Raw genomic sequence first — 23890 nt, forward strand, 5'->3', positions numbered from 1 at the left:
TAAGCAAGAAGCAGTTAATACAAAATGGGTTTAAGCTTTGCTGGAAACAAGGCAAAGGGTATAAAATATTTCTGCTACTGTATGCTTGCCCGGCAGGCAAGGCACAACATAAATTTTAGAAAGAAAATGTTGTACCTGCGTATGGTGGTAACCCAAATAAATAATAGTTAATACCTGATACTTGCCTGATTATATAACCGGTAAGTAAATATTAATTTATAATAATAACCTAGTTTAAATTGTGCAGTATTAAGGATAATGTATTTTTACGGCAATTATGTGTGGAATATCTGGTGTTTATGCTTTCAGCGACATTGGTCGCGATTATCTTGATAAACTTAAGGCATCTACCGATGCCATTCAGCAACGGGGACCCGACTCCCAGGGCCATTTCTTTTTTGATACCTGCGGTTTAGGCCACCGGCGCTTGTCTATTCTGGACCTTTCGGCCGATGGGGCCCAACCCATGACCGATGAGTCGGGGCGGTATACCATTATTTTTAACGGCGAAATATTTAATTTTCCGCAGCTTAAAAAAGAATTGCTGCAAAACGGGTATACCTTTTTTTCGGGCACCGATACCGAAGTGCTGTTAAAACTGTATATAAAAGACGGCAAAAAATGCCTTAAAAAATTAAATGGTTTTTTTGCTTTTGCTATTTTCGATAAAGAAGAAAATACGCTGTTTGTAGCCCGCGACCGCATGGGCGTAAAGCCTTTGCTGGTATATAAAGACGAAGATAAATTTTTGTTTGCGTCGGAAATGAAAGCCATGCTGGCGTTTGGTATTGCCCGTAAAATCGATTATGTATCGCTGTTTCAGTACCTGCAGTTTAATTATATACCGGGCCCGGCCTCTATTATTAAAGGCGTAAAAAAACTGGAGCCCGGCCATTATTTATTTATTCAAAAAGACAAAGTACTTAAAAAAGCCTGGTACCGGATACCTTATAGTAAAAAGAAGGTAAAGCAAAATGTTTTAACCTACGAACAGCAGCAAGAAAAGCTGGTTAAATTACTCGATGGTGCCGTAAAACGCCGGTTAATTTCGGATGTGCCCCTTGGTGCATTTTTAAGCGGCGGTATCGATTCTTCGGTAATTGTAGCTTTAGCTTCGCGCCACACCGAGCACCTGAATACCTTTTCGATTGGCTATAAAGACGAACCTTTTTTCGATGAAACTCGTTACGCGCAACTGGTAGCCGATAAATATAAAACCAATCACACGGTTTTTTCGCTTACCAACCAGGACCTATATGACCATTTATTCCAGGTGCTCGACTACATCGATGAGCCATTTGCCGATTCTTCGGCACTGGCCGTTTATATTTTAAGCAAATATACCCGCCAACAGGTAACCGTAGCGCTTTCCGGCGATGGTGCCGACGAAATGTTTGCCGGGTATAATAAGCACATGGGCGAATTCCGGGTAAGGCAAGGTGGGGTAGCCGCCGAAGTAATTACCGGTTTAGGTCCGCTTTGGGATTTATTGCCCAAGTCGCGTAACTCGGCCTTTGGGAATAAAATCCGGCAGTTTCAAAGATTTGCCGAAGGCATGACTTCTTCGGCTAAAAACCGGTATTACCACTGGGCCACCTTTGCCGACCAATCGGAAGTGAATAGATTGTTGAGCAAAAAAAGCTGCCAGTTTTTTAACAAAGGTATTTACCGGAAACGCAAAAAACGGATATTGGAGCACATACACCAGGATGGCGACATAAACGAAGTGCTTTACACCGATATGCAATTGGTATTGCCCAACGACATGCTTACCAAAGTAGATTTAATGTCGATGGCAAACAGCCTGGAAGTACGTACCCCGTTTTTAGATTATAAAGTGGTTAATTTTGCTTTTTCATTGCCAGAGTCTTCTAAAATAGATAGTAAAATGAAGAAGAAACTGGTGCAGGATGCTTTCCGGCCGTTGCTGCCCGAAGAGTTGTACAACCGCCCCAAACATGGCTTTGAAGTGCCCTTGTTAAAATGGTTTCAGAACGAGCTCCGGTCTTTAATAAACGACGATTTACTTGCCGATGATTTTATTCAGGAGCAGGGGATTTTTGATGTAAACGAAATCCGGCAACTTAAAAATAAGATATTTTCCAATAATCCCGAAGATATTCATGCCCGCATTTGGGGGCTTATTGTTTTCCAGCACTGGTATAAAAAATATATTGTATAAATTACAATAAGTTGGTTCTTAATATTTTATAAATATTTTAATTTGTATATATAATAAACTTAGTTAAATTTGGGAGTTAAATTAAATAAATTGCCTAAATTATTAGTTGGTTTTTAAAATTTACCTATGAAGATTGCAATTGTTGGAACAGGATATGTAGGACTGGTTACCGGTACCTGCCTGGCGGAAGTAGGTATGGATGTAACTTGTATTGACATCGATACCAAAAAAATACAAAATCTAAAGCAGGGCATCCTGCCAATTTATGAGCCTGGATTAGAAGAAATGGTACTGCGCAATACCCAAAAAGAGCGCCTCCATTTCTCAGACGATATAGCCACCAGTATACAAGATGCCGACGTAGCTTTTATAGCTGTGGGTACCCCGCCCGGCGAAGATGGCAGCGCCGACCTGAAGTACGTATTGGCCGTAGCTCGGAGCATTGGCAAGCACATGAATAAATACATGGTAGTAGTTACCAAAAGCACCGTGCCGGTGGGCACCGCCCGTAAGGTAAAAGCTGCCATTGAAGAAGAAATTATTTTACGCGAAGAGCCGCTGGAATTTGACGTAGCTTCTAACCCGGAATTCCTGAAAGAAGGGGCCGCCATTGAAGACTTCCTGAAACCCGACCGGATTGTAATTGGGGTAGAATCTGAGCGGGCCGAAGATATTATGCAAAAGGTTTACAAGCCTTTCCTGCTCAACGGCCACCCCATTATTTTCATGGATATCCCTTCGGCCGAAATGACCAAGTATGCCGCTAACTCTATGCTGGCTACTAAAATCAGTTTCATGAACGATATTGCTAACCTGTGCGAAATAATGGGTGCCGATGTAAACATGGTGCGCAAAGGCATTGGCTCTGATGCCCGGATTGGCAATAAATTTATTTACCCTGGTATTGGTTACGGCGGTTCCTGCTTCCCGAAAGACGTAAAAGCCTTAATTAAAACCGCTGCCGAAAACGGTTACGAAATGAAGATTCTGAAATCGGTAGAAGATGTAAACGAAAATCAGAAATCGGTTTTATTTAATAAAATAAACACTCATTTTGAGGGCGACTTAGCCGGCAAAACCTTTGGTATCTGGGGGCTTTCTTTTAAACCCAAAACCGATGATATGCGCGAGGCCCCTTCTTTGGTAATTATAGAGAAATTATTGGCAGCAGGCTGTAAGGTTAAAGCCTACGATCCGGTAGCTATAAAAGAAGCCCAGCACATGTTAGGCGATAAAATTGAATACGCCAAAGACCAGTACGATGCCCTGATTGACGTAGATGCTTTACTGGTAATTACTGAGTGGCCCGAGTTCCGGTCGCCCAACTTTAAAGTAGTAGCCCGCCTCATGAAAGACAATGTAATTTTTGATGGCCGTAATATTTACGATATTAAAGAAATGGAAGAAAGCGGCTTTACATATTATGGCATTGGCGTTAAACCTCATTATCACTCCGCGATAGATTTAGCTTAAATAAAATGACTCAGAAACGTGTATTAATTACCGGCGGTGCCGGCTTTTTAGGGTCCCATCTTTGCGACCGTTTTATTAAAGAAGGTTACTACGTTATTGCGATGGATAACCTGATTACCGGTAACCTGAATAATATCGAGCATTTATTTAAGTTACCTAATTTTGAGTTTTACCACCACGATGTATCTAAATATGTGCACGTGCCGGGAGAACTGGATTATATCTTACACTTTGCTTCGCCGGCCAGCCCCATCGATTATTTAAAGATTCCGATCCAGACTTTAAAAGTAGGGTCGTTGGGTACGCATAACCTGTTAGGTTTAGCTAAAGCCAAAGGTGCCCGCATGCTGATTGCCTCTACCTCCGAAGTGTACGGCGACCCCGAAATTCACCCGCAGGTAGAAGAGTACTGGGGTAACGTAAATCCGGTAGGCCCGCGCGGCTGCTACGACGAAGCCAAGCGTTTCCAGGAAGCGATTACCATGGCTTACCACATGCACCACGGCGTAGAAACCCGCATTGTCCGGATATTTAATACCTACGGCCCGCGCATGCGCCTGAACGACGGCCGGGTACTGCCGGCTTTCCTGAGCCAGGCTTTACGGGGCGAAGAACTGAGCATTTTTGGCGATGGTTCGCAAACCCGCTCTTTCTGCTACGTAGATGATTTAATTGAAGGCATTTACCGTTTACTGTTTAGCGATTACGCCATGCCGGTAAATATTGGTAACCCCGCCGAGATTACCATTAAAGAGTTTGCCGAAGAAATTTGTAAGCTTACCGGCTCGCCGTTAAACTTAGGTTACCAGCCATTACCGGAAAACGATCCGCAGAAACGCCGGCCCGATATTTCCAAAGCCAAAGCCTTGTTGGGCTGGGAGCCGCAAGTATCGCGTGCCGAAGGCTTAAGAAGAACCTTAGAATATTTTAAAGAAAACATCGATACGGCCGAACCAGCCCCATTAACGTTTTAATTAAATATGTATAAAAGCTAAAAAACCGCCCTTAAAGGCGGTTTTTTAGTTTGGTTCTTAGCGGTAATTATTCTCCTGCTATTTTACCACAATAAAACTACTTACCTAATTCCCATTCGTTATTTAAGCGCGACATGGCAAAATAGGCGGTCATATCGTACTGGCAAGGCACCACCGAAACATAATTATTCGCCAGAGCAAACTCGTCGGTATCTTCGCCTTTATCGGGGTTTATAAAATTGCCGGTCAGCCAGAAATAACGACGCCCATTGGGGTCCAGGCGCTCATCAAATTCTTCTTCCCAGCGGGCTTGTGCCTGGCGGCAAACTTTAATACCCGCTATTTTTTTACCTGATTTTTTGGGGAAATTCACATTCAGAGCAGTTCCTTCGGGTATGCCGTGGGCCAGTGCCTGCCGGGCTATCAATTCTACATATTCTTCGGTGTGCGAAAAATCGGCATCGTGGCCAAACTCACACAAAGAAAAGCCAATGGCCGGCAAACCTTCAATGGCCGCTTCCATCGCCGCCGACATGGTACCGGAGTACAGCACACTTACACTGGAGTTAGAACCATGGTTAATGCCGCTAACTACCAGGGCCGGTTGCCGGTCTTTAAGTACATAATGTTTGGCCAGCTTTACGCAATCGGCGGGTGTACCCGAGCATTCCCAGGCCTCTACATCATCAAAAGCCAAAGATTTATCTAAACGCAAAGTGTTACCTACGGTTATGGCGTGTCCCATGCCAGATTGCGGGCTATCGGGAGCAACTACTACCACTTCGCCAATTTTTTTCATTACGTTTACGAGCGCCCGGATACCCGGCGCTGTAATGCCGTCGTCGTTCGAAACTAATATTAGGGGTTTTGACATTTTCTTACAGTTTAAAAGTGCCAAATTAGGCCGATTATCATACATTAACAAACGTTTGCTTACTGGCCATAACTTACACCCGCGTTAAGGTTAAGGCAAAGCATGAATATTGCTACCTTTAACCCGGTTAAATTAAATTTTGCTACCTAGCTAGTTGCGCCAACCATTTAAGTTTTACGTAAGCAGTTTAAATATTTAATGAAGCCTATATACTTTAGGCCGTAAACGTGCGTACAACGGGGCAAAAGCAAACCAGTGCCTATGGTTACCGATCTAACAAAAGCTACAACGTGCCAGTGGGATTGGATTGATGTAATTAATCCCAGCCCGGCCGATTTAGAAGAAATTTCCCGTAAATACCAATTGCATCCGGCGGCGGTTCAGGATGCATTGCAACCCAATCATTTACCCAAATACGAACAAATAGACGATACGGTATTTGCCATCATCCGGATTTTTGATAAAGAAGTAAGCAGCAAAGGCGATACGGTGCAAGACCTCACAAATAAAATAGCCATATTTTTTGCCGATAATTTTTTGATTACCATTCACCGCGAAGAATACGCTTTTTTACAGGATATAAAAACCAACCTGGTAGATACAGACCAATGCCATAGCACCCATAGTTTATTTATTTTTCTTGTAAAAGAAGTATTGCTGTCGTTTGAGGAACCCGCGCATAAATTAGCCAAAGAACTGGATTATTTTGAGTCGAAAGTTTTTTTGCGTAAAAACCAGAACTATCCGCTTACCAACGGCATTTACTGGCTTAAACGAAAAGCCGAAGTATCAAAAAGAATCTTAAACTTATCTAAAGTAATTATTGATAACCTGGCCCGCGATAAAAAGCACGACCCGTATATTCAGGATGTATCCGACATGTACCTGCGGCTGCTTACCATGTACGAAGAAGTAGACAACAGCACGAATAATTTACTCAATATTTACATTGGTTTAGCTTCGCAGCGCACGAACGAAATTATGCGGGTGCTTACCATTTTTTCGGTGTTTTTTATGCCCTTAACTTTTATTGTGGGTATTTACGGCATGAATTTTAAATACATGCCCGAACTGGAATACCCCAACGCTTACCCGCTAATTATGTTTACTATGTTGCTGATAACCTTAGGCATTTACCTGTGGTTTAAACAAAAAGGGTGGTTGTAGTAAACGAAGCTAATAATTTAAAAACAAGCTCTGCGTACAAGTTGCTAATTGAATCTGGCATATATTTAGGAATATTTTATAAAGGCAAAAGGCCCGTGAGGGCCTCTTTATTTATTCATCAGATGTAAGATTAAATATTCCTTTGTTCTACATAAACAGAGCTAATCAAGATTAACCTTTTACAAAAAATCCGGTACTACTTGTACACAAACCGGCGACGGCACTTCGGCGGAGTGGCCGGTTGGCGTGAGTTTGCCCGTTTGGTTATCAACGCGGTACGTAAAAATATTATTTGTATGCTGGTTGGCTACTAACATAAACTTGCCTGTAGGGTCGAAGCCAAAATTGCGCGGCCATTTGCCTTGCGTAGAAACATGTTCTACAGGGCTTAATTTGCCGGTACTGGGGTTAATCGAAAAAACAACAATGCTATTGTGGCCCCGGTTAGAGCCGTATAAAAACTTACCGTTCGGCGATACATGAATATCGGCGCAATAACTCTCACCGGTATATTTTACCGGCAAAGCCGAAATGGTTTGGAGTTCTTTAAAAGTACCTTTAGCTGTATCGTAAGCCAGGGCTGTAACAGTAGAATCTAATTCGTTGATCAGGTAAGCATAGCGCCCGTTCCCATGAAAAGTAAGGTGTCGCGGGCCGGCGCCCGGCCGGGTACTGTAGTCAGCATCGGGGTTGGGAACAAGTCCGCCTTGTTTAATATCTAGGCGATAGTTTTTAATTTTATCAATACCCAGGTCAATGGTAAAAGCAAATTGATTATCCGGCGAGGTGATTACACAATGGGCGTGGGCGGCTTCCTGACGTTTCGGGTCGGCGCCGCTGCCCTGGTGCTGTTGCAAAGAAGTAAAATTACCTAAGCGGCCATCAGTTTGTACGGGATAAACCACCACATTGCCGGTACCGTAGTTGGCTGCCAGCACCAGTTTATTTGTTTTATCTAAAGATACGTAACAGGGGCCAACACCCCCGGTGGCCATTTGGTTTAACATTTTCAAATCGCCGGTTTTAACATCCACGGCAAAAGCCCGCACGGCCCCGGTTTTTCGGCCATAAAATTCTTCTATTTCATTAACCGCGTACAAAAAGCGATTATCGGGCGTTAGGGTCAGAAAAGACGGATTAGCACCGGCTTTAATGGCTTTAACCTGGGTTAATTCGCCGGCTTCGTAATTTAACCGGTAAAGAAAAACACTATCGGCATCGGCCTTTTCGTAAGTGCCAATGTAAACCAAAAAGTTTTTGCTCTTTTTATAAACGTTAGGCTTGGCGTGGGCCAAGGCCAGTGGTAATCCGGTAATACCCAAAGCAACTGTTTTTATAAATCCCCGACGATTTCTTTTGTTCTTATCCATAAAATGCAGACGCTGTTAATAATCTTTCGGGTGCCAAGATAAGGACTTTAGCTTAAAGGCAGAAAATATTGACCGGAATAGCTTAGCCCAATAACAAAAAAGAAGCCCCGGATAAAGACTTGGGGCTTCTTTTTTGTTATTTAAAACCGTAATAATAATCTTAAACCATTAAGATTTATTTTTTAGACCGGCCGTACCATTTCTTCGTTTTATCGCGAGTGGCCCGGGCTTTTTCGGCGGTAGAAGGCAATATTTCGGTTTGGGTAATGCTGGTAAAATGGTAAGGATGATCGGCTACCACCGGAATATTTTTAGCAATTAGCTTATGTATATCGCGCAGGTAAGGTTTTTCTTCGGCATCGCAAAACGATAAGGCCGTACCATTGGCCCCCGCCCGGCCGGTACGCCCAATACGGTGCACATAAGTTTCAGGTACGTTGGGCAGTTCAAAATTAATGACGTGGGTTAAATCATCTACATCAATGCCCCGGGCGGCAATGTCGGTGGCTACCAGCACGCGGGTTTGCCGGCTTTTAAAATTAGTTAGCGCACGTTGCCTGGCGTTCTGAGATTTATTACCGTGAATGGCCTCGGCGGTAATGCCGGCCCGAAGCAAATCTTTGGCAACCCGGTCGGCACCGTGTTTGGTACGGGTAAAAACCAACGCTGTGGCAATAGATGTATCTTCGAGTACGTGGTTAAGCAGTTTGCGCTTGTTGTTTTTCTCTACAAAATAAACCGATTGCTGAATGGTCTCGGCGGTAGAAGAAACCGGGGTAACCTCTACTTTGGCGGGGTTGCTCAAAATGCTGTTGGCCAAATCTACAATTTCGGGCGGCATGGTAGCCGAGAAAAATAAAGATTGTCTTCTGGCAGGTAGTTTGGCAATTATCCGTTTTACATCGTGTACAAAGCCCATGTCCAGCATGCGGTCGGCTTCGTCCAGCACAAATAATTTTAAGCTATCCAGTTTAATAAAGCCCTGGTTCATTAAATCGAGCAACCGGCCGGGCGTAGCTACCAAAATATCAATGCCTTTTTGTAAAGCTGCGGTTTGGGCATGCTGCGAAACACCCCCAAAAACAACCATGTGTTTCAGGCCGGTAAATTTACCGTAAGCCGCAAAGCTTTCGTCGATTTGGATGGCCAACTCGCGGGTAGGCGTCAGAATTAATGCTCTTATATGCCGGGAGCCTTTGCCTGCGGACGCTTCGTTGGTTAATATTTGCAGAATAGGAATAGCAAAAGCGGCAGTTTTACCAGTACCGGTCTGGGCGCAACCCAGTAAATCGCGGCGTTCTAAAACTAACGGAATAGATTTTTCCTGAATAGGGGTAGGCTGGGTATAACCTTCGGCCTGAAGGGCCTGTAAAATAGGCGCAATAATATTTAAATTTTCGAATTTCATTGGTTCTGTATAAAGAGCCGATTATATTTAATTTTATTTAGTTGGTATGCTGCGGCAACTTAGTTTATCAAAAGAAAGTATTATCGGCAGGCTACGGATCATAACCGTAAATAGGGGCTAACAATTCATTTAGGAATAAATTAAATCATTATTCGTTAAGACAAGAGAAGGTGTTTCCGGCAATACCACTGCAAAGGTAACTTTTTAATTTAAACGCTAGTTTTTTAATCAGACTTAAATTATTGGGCTAAATATACTTTGTTTTGTTTGTATAATTTTTATAATGCCGGTGCCAGGCCCTTGCAGTTTATTTAGCTTTGCCTAAGCTCCGGAATTTAGCTTAAGTTATTCCAGGGTTAATAGTAGCACCGGAAGATAAAAGAACCAGATGAATTACGAAGCTTTTTTGGAGGAGAGTGCCGCCGACCTTTACGATCGAGCACCGTGCGGCTATTTATCTTTTTCCCTCGATGGCACCATTCTTAAAATAAATAAAACTTTATTGGGTTGGCTTAAATTAAGTGCCGAAGCCGTTTTGCGCGTAAAAAAAATTAAAAGCTTTTTAACGCCGGCCAGCCAGGAAATTTACGAAGCACACTTTATTCCTTTACTTAAGCGCCAGGGTGAGGTAAAACAAATTTATGTAGAGTTTACCGACCCTAATCAGGAATATTTTCCGGCCCTGGTGAATGCCCAACAACTAAAAGATTTGGAAGGAAAGCCCCAGGTTATACGGGCCACCATTTTTAACCTCACTGAGCAGAAAAAACACGAAGCCGAATTATTAGCGGCCAAGCAAAAGGCCGAAGAGGCCAGTAAAAACAAAACCGATTTTATAGCTACGTTAAGCCACGAAATCAGAAGCCCGCTAAATGCCATTGTGGGCGTTACCACCCTGTTATCCAAAAAACAGGAGCCGGCCCAGCAAGCCGAATTTCTGGAGGTGTTAAAATATGCTTCGGAAAGTCTTTTAAACCTGATTAATGATATTCTGGATTTAAGCAAAATAGAGGCGGGCCGGACCGAGTTAATTTCTAAACCCTTTAATATCCGGCAGCTTGTCCGGCAAATAGGAATTATTCAGAATATTAAAGCCACCGAAAAAGGTATTTCGGTACAGGTAGTACTCGACGACAATTTGCCACAGTGGTTATTGGGCGACGAAACAAAAATCGGGCAGGTACTTACCAATCTGGTAAGTAATGCGGTAAAATTTACCCAAAAAGGCTTTGTAAAACTGCAACTGGTGGTGAGCGGTATTCAAAAAAACGAGTACGCCATATTATTTAAAGTAACTGATACCGGAATTGGCATCCCGCCCGAGCGGATTAATACCATTTTTGAAGAATTTACCCAGGCCAGCAACGATACCAGCCAGCAATACGGGGGTACCGGGCTGGGGCTTACCATTAGTAAACGTATTCTGGATTTATACGGGAGCAAAATAAACGTTAAAAGTAAACCAGGCGAAGGCACTGAATTTAGTTTTACATTGCACCTCCGCAAAAACGGAACGCCAACACCCCAGCCAGCCGGCAATTTGCCCAAAGTAACACCCAACCAAGATTTATTAAAGGGAGTAAAGATTTTGCTTGTTGAAGACAGCAAGGTTAATATTATGGTGGTAGAGCAGTACCTGAAGAATTGGGATATTATTTTCGATACGGCCCGCAATGGTTTACAAGCTGTTTCTAAAATTAACCAATCCGATTTTGATGTTATTCTGATGGATTTACAATTGCCGGTACTTGATGGTTATGCCGCCACCCGGTGGATTAGGACTTTACCGCATCCCAAATACCAGCAGCTGCCCATTATTGCTGTATCGGCGGCCAGCGAGTCTGGACCAGATATCAAGACGGCGGGCTTAACCGATTTTTTGAGCAAACCTTTTAAGCCAGAAGAACTTTTTGCCAAAATAGCTCTGTACAGCGGGCGGGTAGGGCAGTAGTAGAAAATCTGTTATCTGAGTAGAGGCGTTACCTACTATTTTAACTACAGAGATGAAGCTTTGAAAAATGTATTATGTACAAAAAAAGCCCGCTGGTGCAGCGGGCTTTTTTTATTTAAGCAGCGGTTTCGTTTACCACAATTTTTTCGATGCGGTCACCAGCTTTAATCTGGTCTATTACATCCAGGCCTTCTACTACTTTGCCAAAGCAAGTGTGGTTGCGGTCCAGGTGCGCGGTATTGCGCCGGCTGTGGCAAATAAAGAACTGCGAACCACCGGTGTTGCGGCCGGCATGCGCCATCGACAACACGCCGCGGTCGTGAAACTGGTTACCGCCGGTTAATTCACAATCAATTTTATAGCCGGGGCCGCCGGTACCCGGCGCGCCTTTAGCGCCTTCACGCGAGTTGGGGCAACCACCCTGAATCACAAAATCCGGAATAACCCGGTGAAAAGTTAAGCCATCGTAAAAGCCTTTTTGGGCTAAATCGGTAAAATTCTTAACCGTTTTGGGCGCATCTTCTTCGTAAAACTCAACTTTCATTACACCCTTGGGGGTATGTATTTCTGCTGTTTTCATATAAATAAATGTTTTTAAGTAGGGCAAAGGTAATTATTTCTGCGGAAGCCCTTTTACGTAAAGGCTTTTTTTACCGCCTTTGGTTCCTTATGCCGGCTAATTTAGCGGCGGTTGTCTTCTTCGGCCAGCATGCTGCGGTAACTATCGTAGCGGGTTAAGGCCACTTGCCCGGCTTTAACGGCGGCCACAATAGCGCAACCGGGCTCGTTTAAGTGCCGGCAGTTGTGGTATTTACAGGCGTGCCGCCGCTCGCGCATTTCCGGAAAAAAAGAGGCTAATTCGTTTTCGGCAATATCTACCAGGCCCAGTTCTTTTATACCAGGCGTATCAATAATATATGACGTTGGATTAACGTCGTACATCTCGGCAAACGTAGTGGTGTGCACCCCTTTATCGGAGTAACCCGAAATTTCAGAGGTTTTCAGCGCCAAATCCGGAATTAATTTATTTATTAAAGTAGATTTGCCCACACCCGAATGGCCCGAAACCAAACTGATTTTGTTCGCCAATTCTTCTTTTATAGCTGTAATGCCAATATCTTGCTGGGCTGAGCAGGCAATGCCCGGATAACCCAACTGGTGGTACATGTGGGCTATAGCCTCCTGGTATTGCAGATCGTCGGGTCCATATAAATCTACTTTGTTGTAAATAATCGTAACCGGAATGTCGTAGGCTTCGGCGGTAACCAAGAAGCGATCGATAAAGCCAAAGGATGTACGCGGCGACACCAGGGTAACTACCAGTAAAGCTTGGTCTAAGTTGGCGGCAATTATATGGCTATAAGCCGTTTTGTGCGTAGATTTACGAATAATGTAATTCTGACGTGGCTCAATATGGGTAATAATGGCCGTATTTTCTTCGGAATTTTCCCGTTCAAACGTTACGCGGTCGCCTACTGCCAAAGGGTTACTTACTTTGGCATCTTTTAATTTAAATTTACCTCGTAACCGGCACGGGTGCAAATGTCCCGCTTCATCGCGAACCAGATACCAGGAACCCGTCGATTTTATTACTACTCCTTTCATAAGCGCTGTAGCCATTGTTTTACGTGTTGCAGGATAATATCGGTTGCCCCGGCTTGTTCCTGTACGTATTTTTGGGCAGCCCGTGCTAGCCTTTCCCGTTCTTCCGGATTATGGTAGAGGTACGTAAATTTGGTTTCCAACTCTTCGGTGCTGTGGATGGGTTTTGCTACGTTTAAATTTACCAAATCTATGGCTTCCTGAAATTTTTGGTAAGATGGGCCAAAAAACAAAGGTAAACCAAAAACGGCAGCCTCAAGCGTATTGTGCAGGCCTTTGCCAAAAGCCCCGCCAATATACGCGTACGTGCCGTAGCGGTACAAAGACGACAGCATACCAATATTATCGATAAGTAAAACCTGGTACTGGGCCACCGTGGCTAACTCGGCCTGAGAATACCGGATGGCTTGGCCATTCAGGTCTTTTACCGTTTGGTCTAACTCCGCCGGATGAATTTCGTGCGGGGCCACGATAAATTTTACTTTACCGGCGTGTTGCCGGATAAAAGGCATTAAAATAGCCATGTCTTGGGGCCAACTGCTGCCCACCGCAAATACCGGCTGATCGGAAATAAATATTTCTACCAGCGGAATATTTTTAGTCGCCGCGGCCGTTTGCAATACCCGGTCGAAGCGGGTATCGCCGGCTACGGTAACCTGGGTAAGACCAATATTTTGTAAAAGCACGGCCGAGGCTTGGTTTTGCGTAAAAATGTGCGTAAACCGTTTTAATATTTGGCGGTAAAAGCCACCATACGGTTTAAAAAATAATTGCTCTTGCCGGAAAATGGCCGAAACCGATATAGCCGGAATTTGGCGGCGATGCAATTCCTGGAGGTAATAATGCCAGAACTCATACTTTACAAAAACTGCCAGTTGGGGTTTTACCAGGTCCAGAAACTGCTGCGCATTGCGGGCACTATCTAAAGGCAGGTAGAAAATATAATGCGCACCGGCGAAGTTCTTCCGGATTTCGTAGCCCGACGGCGAAAAAAACGTGAGCACTATTTTGTACGCCGGGTAAGTTGCCGAAAATTTCTCGATCAAAGGCCGGCCTTGCTCAAATTCGCCCAAAGAAGCACAATGAAACCAAACTGTGGGCGCTTGGTTGCCGGCCAGTTTGGCGGCAATCTGCCCGAAAATATTTTTACGGCCGCTTATCATTTTACTGGCCTTTTCGTGAAAAGGAGCCCCGGCCCGCAACAGCAGGTGGTATGCTTTTAAACCAATAGCGTAAAGAAAGTCCGACAAATTATTTGGTTTAGGAATAGGTACAAAAGTAAAAAGCCCCCGCTTAAAACGGAGGCTTTTACCGGGTTTTTATTTTAACTAAAAATTACTAGTGATTGGCTAAATAATTAGAAACGCTCTCGCGCGTAGCTTGCATGGCTTCTTTGCCTTGCTCCCAGTTAGCGGGGCAAACTTCGCCTTTGGCTTCAAAATGTTGCAGCGCATCTACCATCCGGATTACTTCTTCTACGTTACGGCCTAAAGGCATATCGTTTACCAACTGATGACGCACCACGCCTTCTTTGTCAATCAGGAACAAGCCCCGGTACGCTACCGGATCGCCCGAAAATACCAGAGCACCTTCTTCGTTGTAGCTGTAAGTACCGGCTAAAACATCGTAATTGGTGGCAATGGTTTTAGAAGTATCGGCTACCAGCGGGAATGTAACGCCCTGAATACCACCTTGATCTTTGGGGGTGTTTAACCAGGCAAAATGCGAGAAGTGCGAATCGGTAGAGCAACCAATTACGGCTACGTTGCGCTCTTCAAAATCGGCTAAACGCTCCTGGAAGGCCAAGATTTCGGTGGGGCACACAAAGGTAAAATCGAAAGGCCAGAAAAATAATACTACGTATTGCTTGCCTAAATATTGATCTAAAGAAAAATCTTCTTCAAATTCTTCGCCGTTTACAACAGCAGTTGCTTTAAAAGCAGGGGCTTTTTTGCCAACTAATACAGCCATTTTATTCTTTTAATTTAGTTATACAATCAGGTTTGTTACTCAATAATTTTGTAGTGGGCGTTTGTTTTAGTTGAATTTTGCTGTAAATCAGAGATTTATGTAAGAAAATGCTGCTTGCGTTTTTTGCGCTATAATCTCCTTTTTTATCAACACAACTCAAAGAACAACGCTTGCTGCTAATAATTTTGCAAAACTAGCCGGTTTATATTAGAAAATCAAAAATATAAAATAATTATCTTAAGAGCCTTATTAGTAGTTAGATAGATATTCGGGCTTAACATGGGAAGTAATATTCTACAACATAATAGCCAGCGATAACGCCACTCGTGGCACTTGGCTGTATTTCAGGAATAATGCGGAATGGACTTAATATTTAGCTTTAAAGCTTTCGCTTTATCTGAAAAAAAGATTAGTAAAAAGCACAAATAGACAAAACGATTAAAACCGTTGCCATACAATGCTTTATCAATGTAATTTAATTTTAAAATTAAATATTTGAGTTCCGGAACAAACAAAAAAGTTCGCGTTCAAACTACTTTTCTACCCTATAAACAACGGTAATGCATTGATTATGGCACGTGTTACCATTGGGGAACAGCTAAAAATTTGGGAACAAAGTTAGAAGTTACCCCTAAAAATTGGGATTTAATATATGGAAGAGGAGGATTTAGTCCTAACTGCGAAATTCTATTATTACCTATTTTATGGTTTAGGAATATTCGGTTAGGGTAAATATTGTGATCTTACAGGAGAGCCGAAAGGATTTATAAAGAAGATAAACAAAAACATTTAACAGTAAGAACAAGGGTTAATCAATACGCGCCGCATCATCTGCCGATAGCTTATCCATTATATTTTTCAGAAATTTCGTTTTGTTCTTTTTTACTTCTTTCAGTAATGGCAAATCTTCCTCCGCGTTTGATACATATTTTCCGCCCCAAAGGGCTATTTCAATCAAAGCCGGTATTAAATCAACCCCTTTAGGACTAAGCTTATAAAGCACTTTTACTTTATTGTCCGGATAGGGTAATTTAGTAATGATGCCATTCTCTTCCAATACCTGTAATCGGTTCGCTAATATATTCGTGGCTATTTTTTCTGCGGACCTGGTAAAATCGCCGTAAGTACGGGTTTTATAAAGCATCAAATCCCGCACAATTAATAGCGACCATCTGTCTCCGAAAATATCCAGGGATGAACTGATAGGACAATCGGAGCGCTTTTCACTTGATTTCATAAAGCTTCTATTTTATTACTTGCGTATTGAAAGTAAATATTTAGTTTTGTGCTTGCAATTTAAAAGCAATAATTTTGTTTTGTACTTGCAAATAAAAAGCAAATTTAATCATTTTAAATAAAAAAGATGGCAGAGTATTCAAAAGAAGTTAGCGGTAAAATAGTAGTAACCGGCGTTACCGGTGGCGTTGGAAAAGCTACCGTAGAACATTTATTAAAAAAAGGAGTTCCCGCAGGCCAAATTATCGGACTATCCCGGAAAAAAGAAGCTACAGAAGACTTAGCTGCCCAAGGCGTTGAGGTTCATTTTGGTGATTATTTTGATTATGATTCGTTACTACGCGCCTTTGCCGGGGTTGATAAAGTAATGCTTACCAGTACCGTTGCGTTTACCGACCGATTTACCCAACATTATAATGCGATTACCGCTGCCCGCCAGGCGGGGGTTAAGCACGTAGTTTATATGGCCATTATGCGTAAAGAAGGTTCCCGACGTATTATGCCCGAGGTTACGGAATCAGACCTTTTTACGGAACAGGTACTTAAATCTTCGGGGCTTAATTATACCATTGTCTACCACCCGCCTTTTACAGATGCTTTAGCGTTCTACTATGATGCCAATCCGTATGAAAACGGCATAAAGGTTCCGGCAAAACACGGCAAAGTGGCACCAGCCACCAGAGATGAATTGGCAGAAGCCCACGCCGAAATACTTTCTATCCCCGGACACGAAAATAAAACTTACTCCCTAGGCGGCAGCGATGCGGTTTCGTTTGCGGACATAGCAAAAATTCTGGCGGAAATAAAAGGACAATCGGTTTCTTTTACCACCATTACAGCAGAAGAATATATTAATGGGATAGTGGCAAAAGGGATTCCTCGTCCGGTGGCCGAATTTATGACGAGTTGGGCGTTGGCCATTGAAGCAGGTGAATTTGAATATCAATCCGGAGATTTGGAACGGTTATTAGGCAGAAAGACAAAAACTTTCAGAGAGTACACAGAATCAACTTTGGCTTAGAATACTGCAGGGTTCGATAAACCAAGGGGCAGAGGATTTACCTTTTCAGCCACCTCGTGCATTTGTTTTAATATTTTGCTCGGTACTTAAAAATTTAGGAATAATATTTAAACCAATATCACAGTTTCCCACCATGGGGAGATTATATTAATATTTAATTTAGCAAGGAAAGGTTAAAATAAAGGGGTAAAGTACATTAGTGCTTTACCCCTTTATGTATTTAATTTGCATTGATGCTTTACAAGGTTATCAAATGAAAGTAAGTGAAGTAAGCACCATTACTAAATAGTTACCGATAGAGTTTCCTACTCTTGTATACTACTCTTTATTAGCCATTTTAGGCTATAATAATCTTTTTTATAAAAAATTAACAAACCTAAAACGGGTGTCAAAAATATTTAAGCAATTTTCTAAACCAAAAAGCAACTGTTTAGGTTGAGGCTTAAAATTACCTGGGCCGCAAAATGAGGTTAATTCTGCATATTGTAGAGGCGGTAAATAATCTATTTTAATTTAAAATTTACCAGAAAAAATATAAAACCCTATATTTGAAGAGGAGGAATTTAATTTTGAATGGTAAGTTTTAAATTTCCTTTCCGGAGTTGTACTATTTAGGCCGGGAATTTGGTTTTATTTTCTAAAATCCCGCTAAAATATTACGGCTTAACCTGTTACTTAAAAGTTAGCATAATTAGTTATTAGCATCTTGAAAAGAATTTTTTTCGCCTTAGCTTTTATTATTTTATTTATTTCCGGCGCGGCTGCCCAAACCAAAAAACCGGCTGCGGCCCCGCCCGCGGCGCCGGTGGTGCTACCGCCTTTCCTGAAAACAAATATTCAGTGGGTCGATTCGGTTTTTGCTACGTTAAGCCCCGATGAACGGATTGGCCAATTAATTATGATTGCCGCCTACTCTAACCGGAATAAACGTTTTGAAGATTCTATTGCCAATGTAATTACCCGCCATAAAGTAGGTGGACTGGTATTTTTTCAGGGTGGCCCGGTACGGCAAGCCAAACTTACCAACCGGTACCAAAGTTTATCGCGGGTGCCTTTGTTAATTGCCATGGATGCAGAGTGGGGCTTGGGCATGCGTTTGGATAGCACCATTAAATTTCCGTACCAGATGAGCATGGGGGGCATCCAGAACGAAAAAATGATTTACGAAATGGGAAGCGAAATTGCCCGCCAGTTTAAGCGCATTGGCATGCATATAAACTTTGCCCCCGTTATAGATGTAAACAACAACCCCGATAATCCGGTTATCAACTTCCGGTCGTTTGGCGAAAATAAAATTAATGTTGCCCGCAAGGGTGCGGCCTACATGAAAGGCATGCAAGACAAAGGCATTCTGGCCTGTGCCAAACACTTTCCGGGCCACGGCGATACCGATGTAGACTCGCATTATGCCCTGCCTAAAATTTATTACAACCGCAAACGTCTGGATACGCTGGAAATGTACCCATTTAAAGAGCTGATGCGGCAAGGTTTGGCATCGGTAATGGTGGCGCATTTAAATATTCCGGCCCTCGATACTACCAGTAATTTGCCTTCTACCTTATCTAAGCCCATTGTAACCGATTTGCTTAAAAACGAATTGGGTTTTAAAGGGTTGATTATTTCGGACGCCATGAACATGAAAGGCGTTACGAATAATTTCCCGAACGGCACCGCTGATGTAAAAGCCATTTTGGCCGGTAACGATATTATTGAATTCTCAGAAAATGTAGAGCAAGCCATTAAACTGATTAAAGAAGCCATTGTTCAGAAACAAATAACCCAGGAAGAAATAGACCAGCGGGTTAAAAAAATATTAGCTGCTAAATATTGGGCCGGGTTAAACAAATTTAAACCTGTAGAAATTAAAAACTTGTACGCCGACCTGAATAACCCGATGGGTACGTTTATAAACCGGAAATTATCGGAGTTGTCGGTTACGGTGCTGCGCAACCAACGTAATACATTGCCGGTACGTACCCTGGATACCTTACGCATTGCCGCCCTGGCCATTGGTACCCGCACAGTTACTCCGTTTCAGCAAATGTTAAGCCGGTACACCAACGTAGAATATTTTTATTTGCCGGCTAACGCTTCTATTGATTACCTCCGCGACCTGAAAAACAGCCTGTCCAAGTACAACCTGATTATTGCGGGTGTACACGATTTAAGCACCCGGCCTGCCGGCAACTACGGGGTAAGTGCCGAAACGGTGGTGTTTGTTAAAGAATTGGCCAAAGGACAGAAAACCATCCTGAGTATTTTTGGCAATGCGTATTCATCGGCTAAATTCCAGGAATTAGATAAACTCAATGCGGTTATTATGGCTTACCAGGAGTCGGTGAATGCGCAGGAAATTGCTGCCGAAATAATATTTGGCGGCATAAAATCGCAGGGCCAGATGCCGGTTACGGCCACCCCGGCTTTCCGGGCCAAAACCGGTTTGGCTACTACCGCGGGCGGGCACTTTAAATACAGCTCGCCAGAAGATGTAGGTTTAAGCTCCAGAACGTTTAGCCGCATCGACTCGCTGGTAAATCTGGCCATCCGGGAAAAAGCTATTCCGGGCGCCCAGGTTTTGGTAGCCAAAGGCGGTAACGTTATTTACCAGAAAGCTTTTGGGTACCACACCTACGAAAATAAAACCCCGGTTAACAATACTGATGTGTACGATTTGGCTTCGGTTACCAAAATAAGTACATCTATTGCGGCGCTCATGAAACTGCAGGACGAGGGTAAATTTGATTTTAACAAAACCGTGGGCGATTATTTGCCGGAGTTTAGAGGTTCCAGCAAAGAAAACCTGGTGTTTAAAGAAATATTGGCGCATCAGGCCCGCCTGCGAGCTTGGATCCCTTTCTGGCAGATAACAAAAAAGAAAAACGGCAAATTTAAGTGGTTTACATTTAAAGCCGATTCTTCGGCGCGGTTCCCGGTTAAAGTAGCCCAGAACCTGTATATGCACCGCAATTACCACAAAAAAATATACAAGCAAATTAAAGAATCGCCGCTGAACGAAAAAGCCGGTTATGTATACAGCGACTTGTCTTTTTACCTGTACCCGATAATTGTGGAGCGCCTGACCGGTCAGAAGTTTGAAGAATACCTGAAGAAAAACTTTTATCAGCCTTTAGGTGCCCATACGCTTACTTTTACCCCCGAAAAACATTTTCCGCACAGCCGGATTGTACCTACCGAGTATGACTCGCTGTTCCGGAAACAACTGGTACACGGTACCGTACACGACGAAGGGGCGGCCATGCTGGGAGGCGTATCCGGCCATGCCGGTTTGTTTGGCAACGCCAACGACTTGGCCAAGCTGATGCAAATGTACCTGCAAAAAGGGCAAGTAGCTGGCCGCCGCTATATCAGTGAAGCTACGCTTAATACCTATACGGGCTGCCAGTTTTGCCCCACCAACCGCCGGGCCCTGGGTTTCGACCGGATTAATTCGCCGTACGTAGAGAACGGCAATGCTGCCAAAGGTGCCAGCCCCGAAAGTTTTGGTCACTCGGGTTTTACCGGCACCTTTACCTGGGTAGATCCCAAGTACGATTTAGTGTATGTGTTTTTATCGAACCGCGTATACCCAACCCGTAACAACAATAAATTAAGCCAGCTAAACACCCGTACGGCCGTGCAACAAGTTATTTACGATGCCCTGGAAGAAGCCGCCAAAGCCCAAGCCCGCCGGCAGTAGTTTGCCTTTAAACAAAAAGAGGGATAGCTGTTGCCAGCTATCCCTTTTTTTTTATAGGTTGTACGTTCTACGTTCTACGTGTTACGTGGTACGTGTTCTTAAACGTAATACGTAACACGTAAAACATTAAGCGTTTGTTTGTTGGGCGGCTTTGCGGTTAATATTATTTTTAGCCAGATCGTTTAGCTTAGTATCGGTGTTTTGTTCTTCCTGCAGGGTTTGGCGCAGCAGGTCGGCTACAACTTTAAAGCCTAAGCCATCGGCCAGGTGGGCAGCGGTGCCGTAACCCGAAATTTCGTAATGCTCTATTTTTTGGGCTCCGCAAATCAAAGCGGCATCTAAGGCTTCGGGCGTAGCATCTTTGTGCATCACTTTTTCACCTTCGGCAATTAAACCTTTCATGCTGGGGTTTCCATCGCCTTCGTATTTAATATTTAAAAGTTCGGCCGCTTGTTTTAAGCGCTCAATCTGCTGTTTGGTTTCGTCGAGGTGCTGGGTAAAAGCAGCTTTTAAGCTACTGTCCTGGGCTTTCTCAATCATGCGGGGCAGGGCCGCTACCAGCAACTCTTCGCCGCTATATAGTACTTGTATTTCGTGAAATAATAAATCGTTTAAATCTTTCAGCTCAGCCATCGTTTTATATTTTATGGGGTTTAAATATTTATTTAGAAACCCTCCTTGTTACGGGGGCGGGCAAAGCCAGGTTAGAATAAATTTTTAATATTTTTTTGATGCTGCCAGTTCTCTTATAGCCGGATTGTGGCTTTTGGAATATAGCTGGTAAATACGTATCTTTCTCTAATTGAAAACGATAATTTGGTTGACCGGCTTGGTTTACTTGCTAAAATGGAGGTAAAATATTTTTTAATATATTTAGGTTAGCTACATTCCTGTTTTGGTTTTAAAAACAAGTGCCGCTACATGGTGGGTCATGGAAAATATGAAGGTAACAGGGCAGAGAACTAAGCGATGCATCCCAGTAGCTGGTTGGCTATTATTTTTACTGGGTTTATTTTACGCTCCGGCGATAATGGCGCAGTCAACAGAAAATGACCGGATAAAAGTTAAGGTGGGCCGGCAATTACAAAGTAAAGATTTTGCGTATGCTACTTACCGGTTCCCTACCTTCCAGAACGGAACCATTTATTACAACTCGGGCACCACCGCCACCGGAAAATTTAATTACAATTTCCTGCTCAACGAAATGCATTTTACCAGTAAGCAAGGCGATACCCTGGCTTTGGATAATTTATACCTGGTAAAATATGTAGCAGTAGGCAGTACCAAATTTTATTACGACCCCGAAAACAAAGGCTTTGGCGAAGAAATTGCTGATTTTAACACTGTAAAGCTTTTGATTAAACATAAGTTTAATCCCTCGGACCGGGAAAAGGGCGTAGCTTATGGCCAATATTCTAATGCCGCCGGTACCAAAAGTTACAGTTCTATTTCCAACAGCGGGCAAATACAAAAGCTGGATATAAATGAATACTTGGTGCTGGCGAAAAAAGCCAGTTATTTTTTAGCCGACCAGAACAATAAGTTTTATGCCGTTAGCAAAGCCAATATTTTAAAAATATTTACCAAGCACAAACCAGCCGTAGAAAAATACCTGAAAGACAACCGGCCCGATTTAAGTAAAGAAGCAGACCTGAAAAAGTTACTCAGTTTTTGTAGCCAATTAACTTAAAATATTTAGGTTAGTGTTAGCCCGGAAACCTACTATGATTAGCTGATTTTATCTAACATCCCCAAGCTTTTAAGACGGGTAATTGCTTGTATTCGGGCTGATAAGGAACAATTTCTACTTTATTCCCGGGTTCTTACAGGCTACTTTGCTCGTCAAGAATTTACCTTAAGATTTATATCTGACAAATATTAGCACATCTCTTAGCTACCCCTGACATAAGGTTGTCATCACCCCCGCTTACTTTTGTGGTATTGCAATAACGTAATTACCAAAGCAGATACAAACCATGAACGTAATTGTAGGAGCATCCGGACAAGTAGGGGCATACCTGGTTGATGAACTTAAACGCGGTGGCTTGCCGGTGAGGGCTGTTGTTAGAAATCCGGAAAAGCTTGCCGATAAAACCACTGAAACCAAAACGGCTAATTTATTTAATGCCGGGCAGCTTACCGCCGCATTTAAGGGCGGGACAACGGCTTTTGTCCTGACGCCTGAAAACCCCGCCTCTAACGATATAATTGGGGAAACCGGACAGATTGTGGCGAATTACCAGAAAGCAATCCAAGCCGCCGGTATAAAAAGAGTAGTAGGTTTATCTTGTGTGGGCGCACATTTAAACGGCAACACCGGCAATATTTTAATGTCGCGCATTTTAGAACAAGGCCTCGGCGAATTAGACGTAGAAAAAATATTTATCAGGCCAACTTATTATTTCAGTAACTGGCTAGGCTACCAAGAACCGGTAAAACAATATGGTGTTCTGCCTACTTTCTTTCCCGCAGGGTTTGCGCTAAACATGATTTCTCCTATTGATTTGGCCAAATTCATTGCCCAAATAATAACCAACCCAAACCCGGCAGAAAGCAGAACCGTTTTTGAAGTAGAAGGTCCTCGCAAATATAGTGCACATAATGTTGCTGTAGCTTTTGCCAAGTTGCTCGGGCAAGAAGTAAGCGTGCAAGCCATTCCGCCGGAAAATTGGGAAGAAACACTTTTATTGGTTGGGTTTACCAAAAATACAGCTCATCATTTAATGGCTATGACCCAGGCCGTTATTGACGGTAAAGCTGTTCCCGAACGGCCAAACGAAACGATTAAACTTTCTACCACCCTGGAAGCGTACCTGGCCGAACGCGTGAATAAATAGAAAAATCTTAATAGTTATCTAAAGTCTAAATCATAAATATTAAATTTAAATTTATACCATAAGCTATTATAAGGTTTAATTCACAGCCATAACGATCCAATTCACATTGCGCCAGAAATATATTTCT

At 43.0% G+C, this 23890-nt stretch carries 18 protein-coding genes; 9 read left to right on the forward strand and 9 right to left on the reverse strand.

Translation table 11 applies throughout. The annotated features are described in order from the left end of the window. The first annotated feature begins 277 nt into the window (after positions 1-277). The 3 genes from asnB to ACO1R6_RS19660 all read left to right on the forward strand — a co-directional run bounded on the left by asnB (position 278) and on the right by ACO1R6_RS19660 (position 4629). On the forward strand, positions 278-2182 hold the full coding sequence (gene asnB / locus ACO1R6_RS19650) for an asparagine synthase (glutamine-hydrolyzing) (protein ID WP_486266807.1): 1905 nt from the start codon (positions 278-280) through the stop codon (positions 2180-2182). Between the two features lie 126 nt (positions 2183-2308). After that, positions 2309-3655, forward strand: a complete 1347-nt coding sequence (locus ACO1R6_RS19655) for a UDP-glucose dehydrogenase family protein (RefSeq protein ID WP_486266808.1) — start codon at positions 2309-2311, stop codon at positions 3653-3655. 5 nt (positions 3656-3660) lie between these two features. Then, positions 3661-4629, forward strand: a complete 969-nt coding sequence (locus tag ACO1R6_RS19660) for a UDP-glucuronic acid decarboxylase family protein (RefSeq protein WP_486266809.1) — start codon at positions 3661-3663, stop codon at positions 4627-4629. A gap of 97 nt (positions 4630-4726) precedes the next feature. On the opposite strand, the gene surE is transcribed toward ACO1R6_RS19660, so the two are convergent. After that, positions 4727-5503, reverse strand: a complete 777-nt coding sequence (gene surE, locus ACO1R6_RS19665; protein ID WP_486266810.1) for a 5'/3'-nucleotidase SurE — start codon at positions 5501-5503, stop codon at positions 4727-4729. Between the two features lie 261 nt (positions 5504-5764). Between surE and ACO1R6_RS19670 the strand changes: the two genes are divergently transcribed. After that, positions 5765-6670, forward strand: a complete 906-nt coding sequence (locus ACO1R6_RS19670) for a magnesium transporter CorA family protein (protein WP_486266811.1) — start codon at positions 5765-5767, stop codon at positions 6668-6670. 179 nt (positions 6671-6849) lie between these two features. On the opposite strand, the gene ACO1R6_RS19675 is transcribed toward ACO1R6_RS19670, so the two are convergent. After that, positions 6850-8040, reverse strand: coding sequence for a lactonase family protein (locus ACO1R6_RS19675; RefSeq protein ID WP_486266812.1), 1191 nt, complete (start codon positions 8038-8040; stop codon positions 6850-6852). Positions 8041-8215: 175 nt separating this feature from the next. Then, positions 8216-9448 carry a DEAD/DEAH box helicase gene (locus ACO1R6_RS19680; RefSeq protein WP_486266813.1) on the reverse strand — a complete coding sequence of 411 codons (1233 nt, stop codon included), beginning with the start codon at positions 9446-9448 and terminating at the stop codon, positions 8216-8218. A 388-nt stretch (positions 9449-9836) separates the two neighbouring features. On the opposite strand from ACO1R6_RS19680, the gene ACO1R6_RS19685 reads away from it, so the two are divergent. Further along, positions 9837-11399 (forward strand): PAS domain-containing hybrid sensor histidine kinase/response regulator, encoded by a 1563-nt coding sequence (locus ACO1R6_RS19685; protein ID WP_486266814.1) that lies wholly within the window; start codon positions 9837-9839, stop codon positions 11397-11399. 115 nt (positions 11400-11514) lie between these two features. Here ACO1R6_RS19685 and ACO1R6_RS19690 read toward each other — a convergent pair whose 3' ends face one another. From ACO1R6_RS19690 to ACO1R6_RS19710, 5 genes are all read right to left on the reverse strand, one after another. Next, positions 11515-11979, reverse strand: coding sequence for a peptidylprolyl isomerase (locus ACO1R6_RS19690; protein WP_486266815.1), 465 nt, complete (start codon positions 11977-11979; stop codon positions 11515-11517). Between the two features lie 101 nt (positions 11980-12080). Continuing rightward, positions 12081-13019, reverse strand: a complete 939-nt coding sequence (rsgA, locus tag ACO1R6_RS19695; RefSeq protein ID WP_486266816.1) for a ribosome small subunit-dependent GTPase A — start codon at positions 13017-13019, stop codon at positions 12081-12083. After that, the gene (locus tag ACO1R6_RS19700; protein ID WP_486266817.1) at positions 13001-14251 is read right to left on the reverse strand and encodes a 3-deoxy-D-manno-octulosonic acid transferase; all 1251 of its coding nucleotides are present in this window, start codon (positions 14249-14251) and stop codon (positions 13001-13003) included. Before ACO1R6_RS19700 ends, rsgA begins: the two co-directional genes overlap by 19 nt. A gap of 88 nt (positions 14252-14339) precedes the next feature. Then, the gene (locus tag ACO1R6_RS19705; RefSeq protein ID WP_486266818.1) at positions 14340-14972 is read right to left on the reverse strand and encodes a peroxiredoxin; all 633 of its coding nucleotides are present in this window, start codon (positions 14970-14972) and stop codon (positions 14340-14342) included. A gap of 808 nt (positions 14973-15780) precedes the next feature. After that, positions 15781-16209, reverse strand: a complete 429-nt coding sequence (locus ACO1R6_RS19710; protein ID WP_486266819.1) for a winged helix-turn-helix transcriptional regulator — start codon at positions 16207-16209, stop codon at positions 15781-15783. 126 nt (positions 16210-16335) lie between these two features. On the opposite strand from ACO1R6_RS19710, the gene ACO1R6_RS19715 reads away from it, so the two are divergent. Both ACO1R6_RS19715 and ACO1R6_RS19720 read left to right on the forward strand, forming a co-directional pair. After that, positions 16336-17229 (forward strand): NmrA family NAD(P)-binding protein, encoded by an 894-nt coding sequence (locus tag ACO1R6_RS19715; RefSeq protein WP_486266820.1) that lies wholly within the window; start codon positions 16336-16338, stop codon positions 17227-17229. Positions 17230-17935: 706 nt separating this feature from the next. Beyond that, positions 17936-20926, forward strand: a complete 2991-nt coding sequence (locus tag ACO1R6_RS19720; RefSeq protein WP_486266821.1) for a serine hydrolase domain-containing protein — start codon at positions 17936-17938, stop codon at positions 20924-20926. A 126-nt stretch (positions 20927-21052) separates the two neighbouring features. On the opposite strand, the gene ACO1R6_RS19725 is transcribed toward ACO1R6_RS19720, so the two are convergent. Next, positions 21053-21559: a YciE/YciF ferroxidase family protein gene (locus ACO1R6_RS19725; protein ID WP_486266822.1), complete on the reverse strand. Its 507-nt coding sequence runs from the start codon at positions 21557-21559 to the stop codon at positions 21053-21055. A 397-nt stretch (positions 21560-21956) separates the two neighbouring features. On the opposite strand from ACO1R6_RS19725, the gene ACO1R6_RS19730 reads away from it, so the two are divergent. Further along, the gene (locus ACO1R6_RS19730; RefSeq protein WP_486266823.1) at positions 21957-22616 is read left to right on the forward strand and encodes a hypothetical protein; all 660 of its coding nucleotides are present in this window, start codon (positions 21957-21959) and stop codon (positions 22614-22616) included. Positions 22617-22902: 286 nt separating this feature from the next. Then, a complete protein-coding gene (locus ACO1R6_RS19735) occupies positions 22903-23763 on the forward strand; it encodes an NmrA family NAD(P)-binding protein (RefSeq protein WP_486266824.1) in 861 nt (286 codons plus the stop codon). Positions 23764-23890 lie beyond the last annotated feature (127 nt).

The sequence above is a fragment of the Adhaeribacter sp. genome, assembly GCF_057359045.1.

What these genes read in the sequence shown, in the direction of transcription:
- ACO1R6_RS19655 (WP_486266808.1), top strand. Translation starts at nt 2,309, where the DNA reads ATGAAGATTGCAATTGTTGGAACAGGATATGTAGGACTGGTTACCGGT.
- surE (WP_486266810.1), bottom strand. Translation starts at nt 5,503, where the DNA reads ATGTCAAAACCCCTAATATTAGTTTCGAACGACGACGGCATTACAGCG.
- ACO1R6_RS19735 (WP_486266824.1), top strand. Translation starts at nt 22,903, where the DNA reads ATGAACGTAATTGTAGGAGCATCCGGACAAGTAGGGGCATACCTGGTT.
- ACO1R6_RS19725 (WP_486266822.1), bottom strand. Translation starts at nt 21,559, where the DNA reads ATGGCTGAGCTGAAAGATTTAAACGATTTATTATTTCACGAAATACAA.
- ACO1R6_RS19680 (WP_486266813.1), bottom strand. Translation starts at nt 9,448, where the DNA reads ATGAAATTCGAAAATTTAAATATTATTGCGCCTATTTTACAGGCCCTT.
- ACO1R6_RS19705 (WP_486266818.1), bottom strand. Translation starts at nt 14,972, where the DNA reads ATGGCTGTATTAGTTGGCAAAAAAGCCCCTGCTTTTAAAGCAACTGCT.
- ACO1R6_RS19715 (WP_486266820.1), top strand. Translation starts at nt 16,336, where the DNA reads ATGGCAGAGTATTCAAAAGAAGTTAGCGGTAAAATAGTAGTAACCGGC.
- ACO1R6_RS19730 (WP_486266823.1), top strand. Translation starts at nt 21,957, where the DNA reads ATGGCGCAGTCAACAGAAAATGACCGGATAAAAGTTAAGGTGGGCCGG.
- asnB (WP_486266807.1), top strand. Translation starts at nt 278, where the DNA reads ATGTGTGGAATATCTGGTGTTTATGCTTTCAGCGACATTGGTCGCGAT.
- ACO1R6_RS19670 (WP_486266811.1), top strand. Translation starts at nt 5,765, where the DNA reads ATGGTTACCGATCTAACAAAAGCTACAACGTGCCAGTGGGATTGGATT.
- ACO1R6_RS19690 (WP_486266815.1), bottom strand. Translation starts at nt 11,979, where the DNA reads ATGAAAACAGCAGAAATACATACCCCCAAGGGTGTAATGAAAGTTGAG.
- ACO1R6_RS19685 (WP_486266814.1), top strand. Translation starts at nt 9,837, where the DNA reads ATGAATTACGAAGCTTTTTTGGAGGAGAGTGCCGCCGACCTTTACGAT.
- ACO1R6_RS19675 (WP_486266812.1), bottom strand. Translation starts at nt 8,040, where the DNA reads ATGGATAAGAACAAAAGAAATCGTCGGGGATTTATAAAAACAGTTGCT.
- ACO1R6_RS19710 (WP_486266819.1), bottom strand. Translation starts at nt 16,209, where the DNA reads ATGAAATCAAGTGAAAAGCGCTCCGATTGTCCTATCAGTTCATCCCTG.
- rsgA (WP_486266816.1), bottom strand. Translation starts at nt 13,019, where the DNA reads ATGGCTACAGCGCTTATGAAAGGAGTAGTAATAAAATCGACGGGTTCC.
- ACO1R6_RS19660 (WP_486266809.1), top strand. Translation starts at nt 3,661, where the DNA reads ATGACTCAGAAACGTGTATTAATTACCGGCGGTGCCGGCTTTTTAGGG.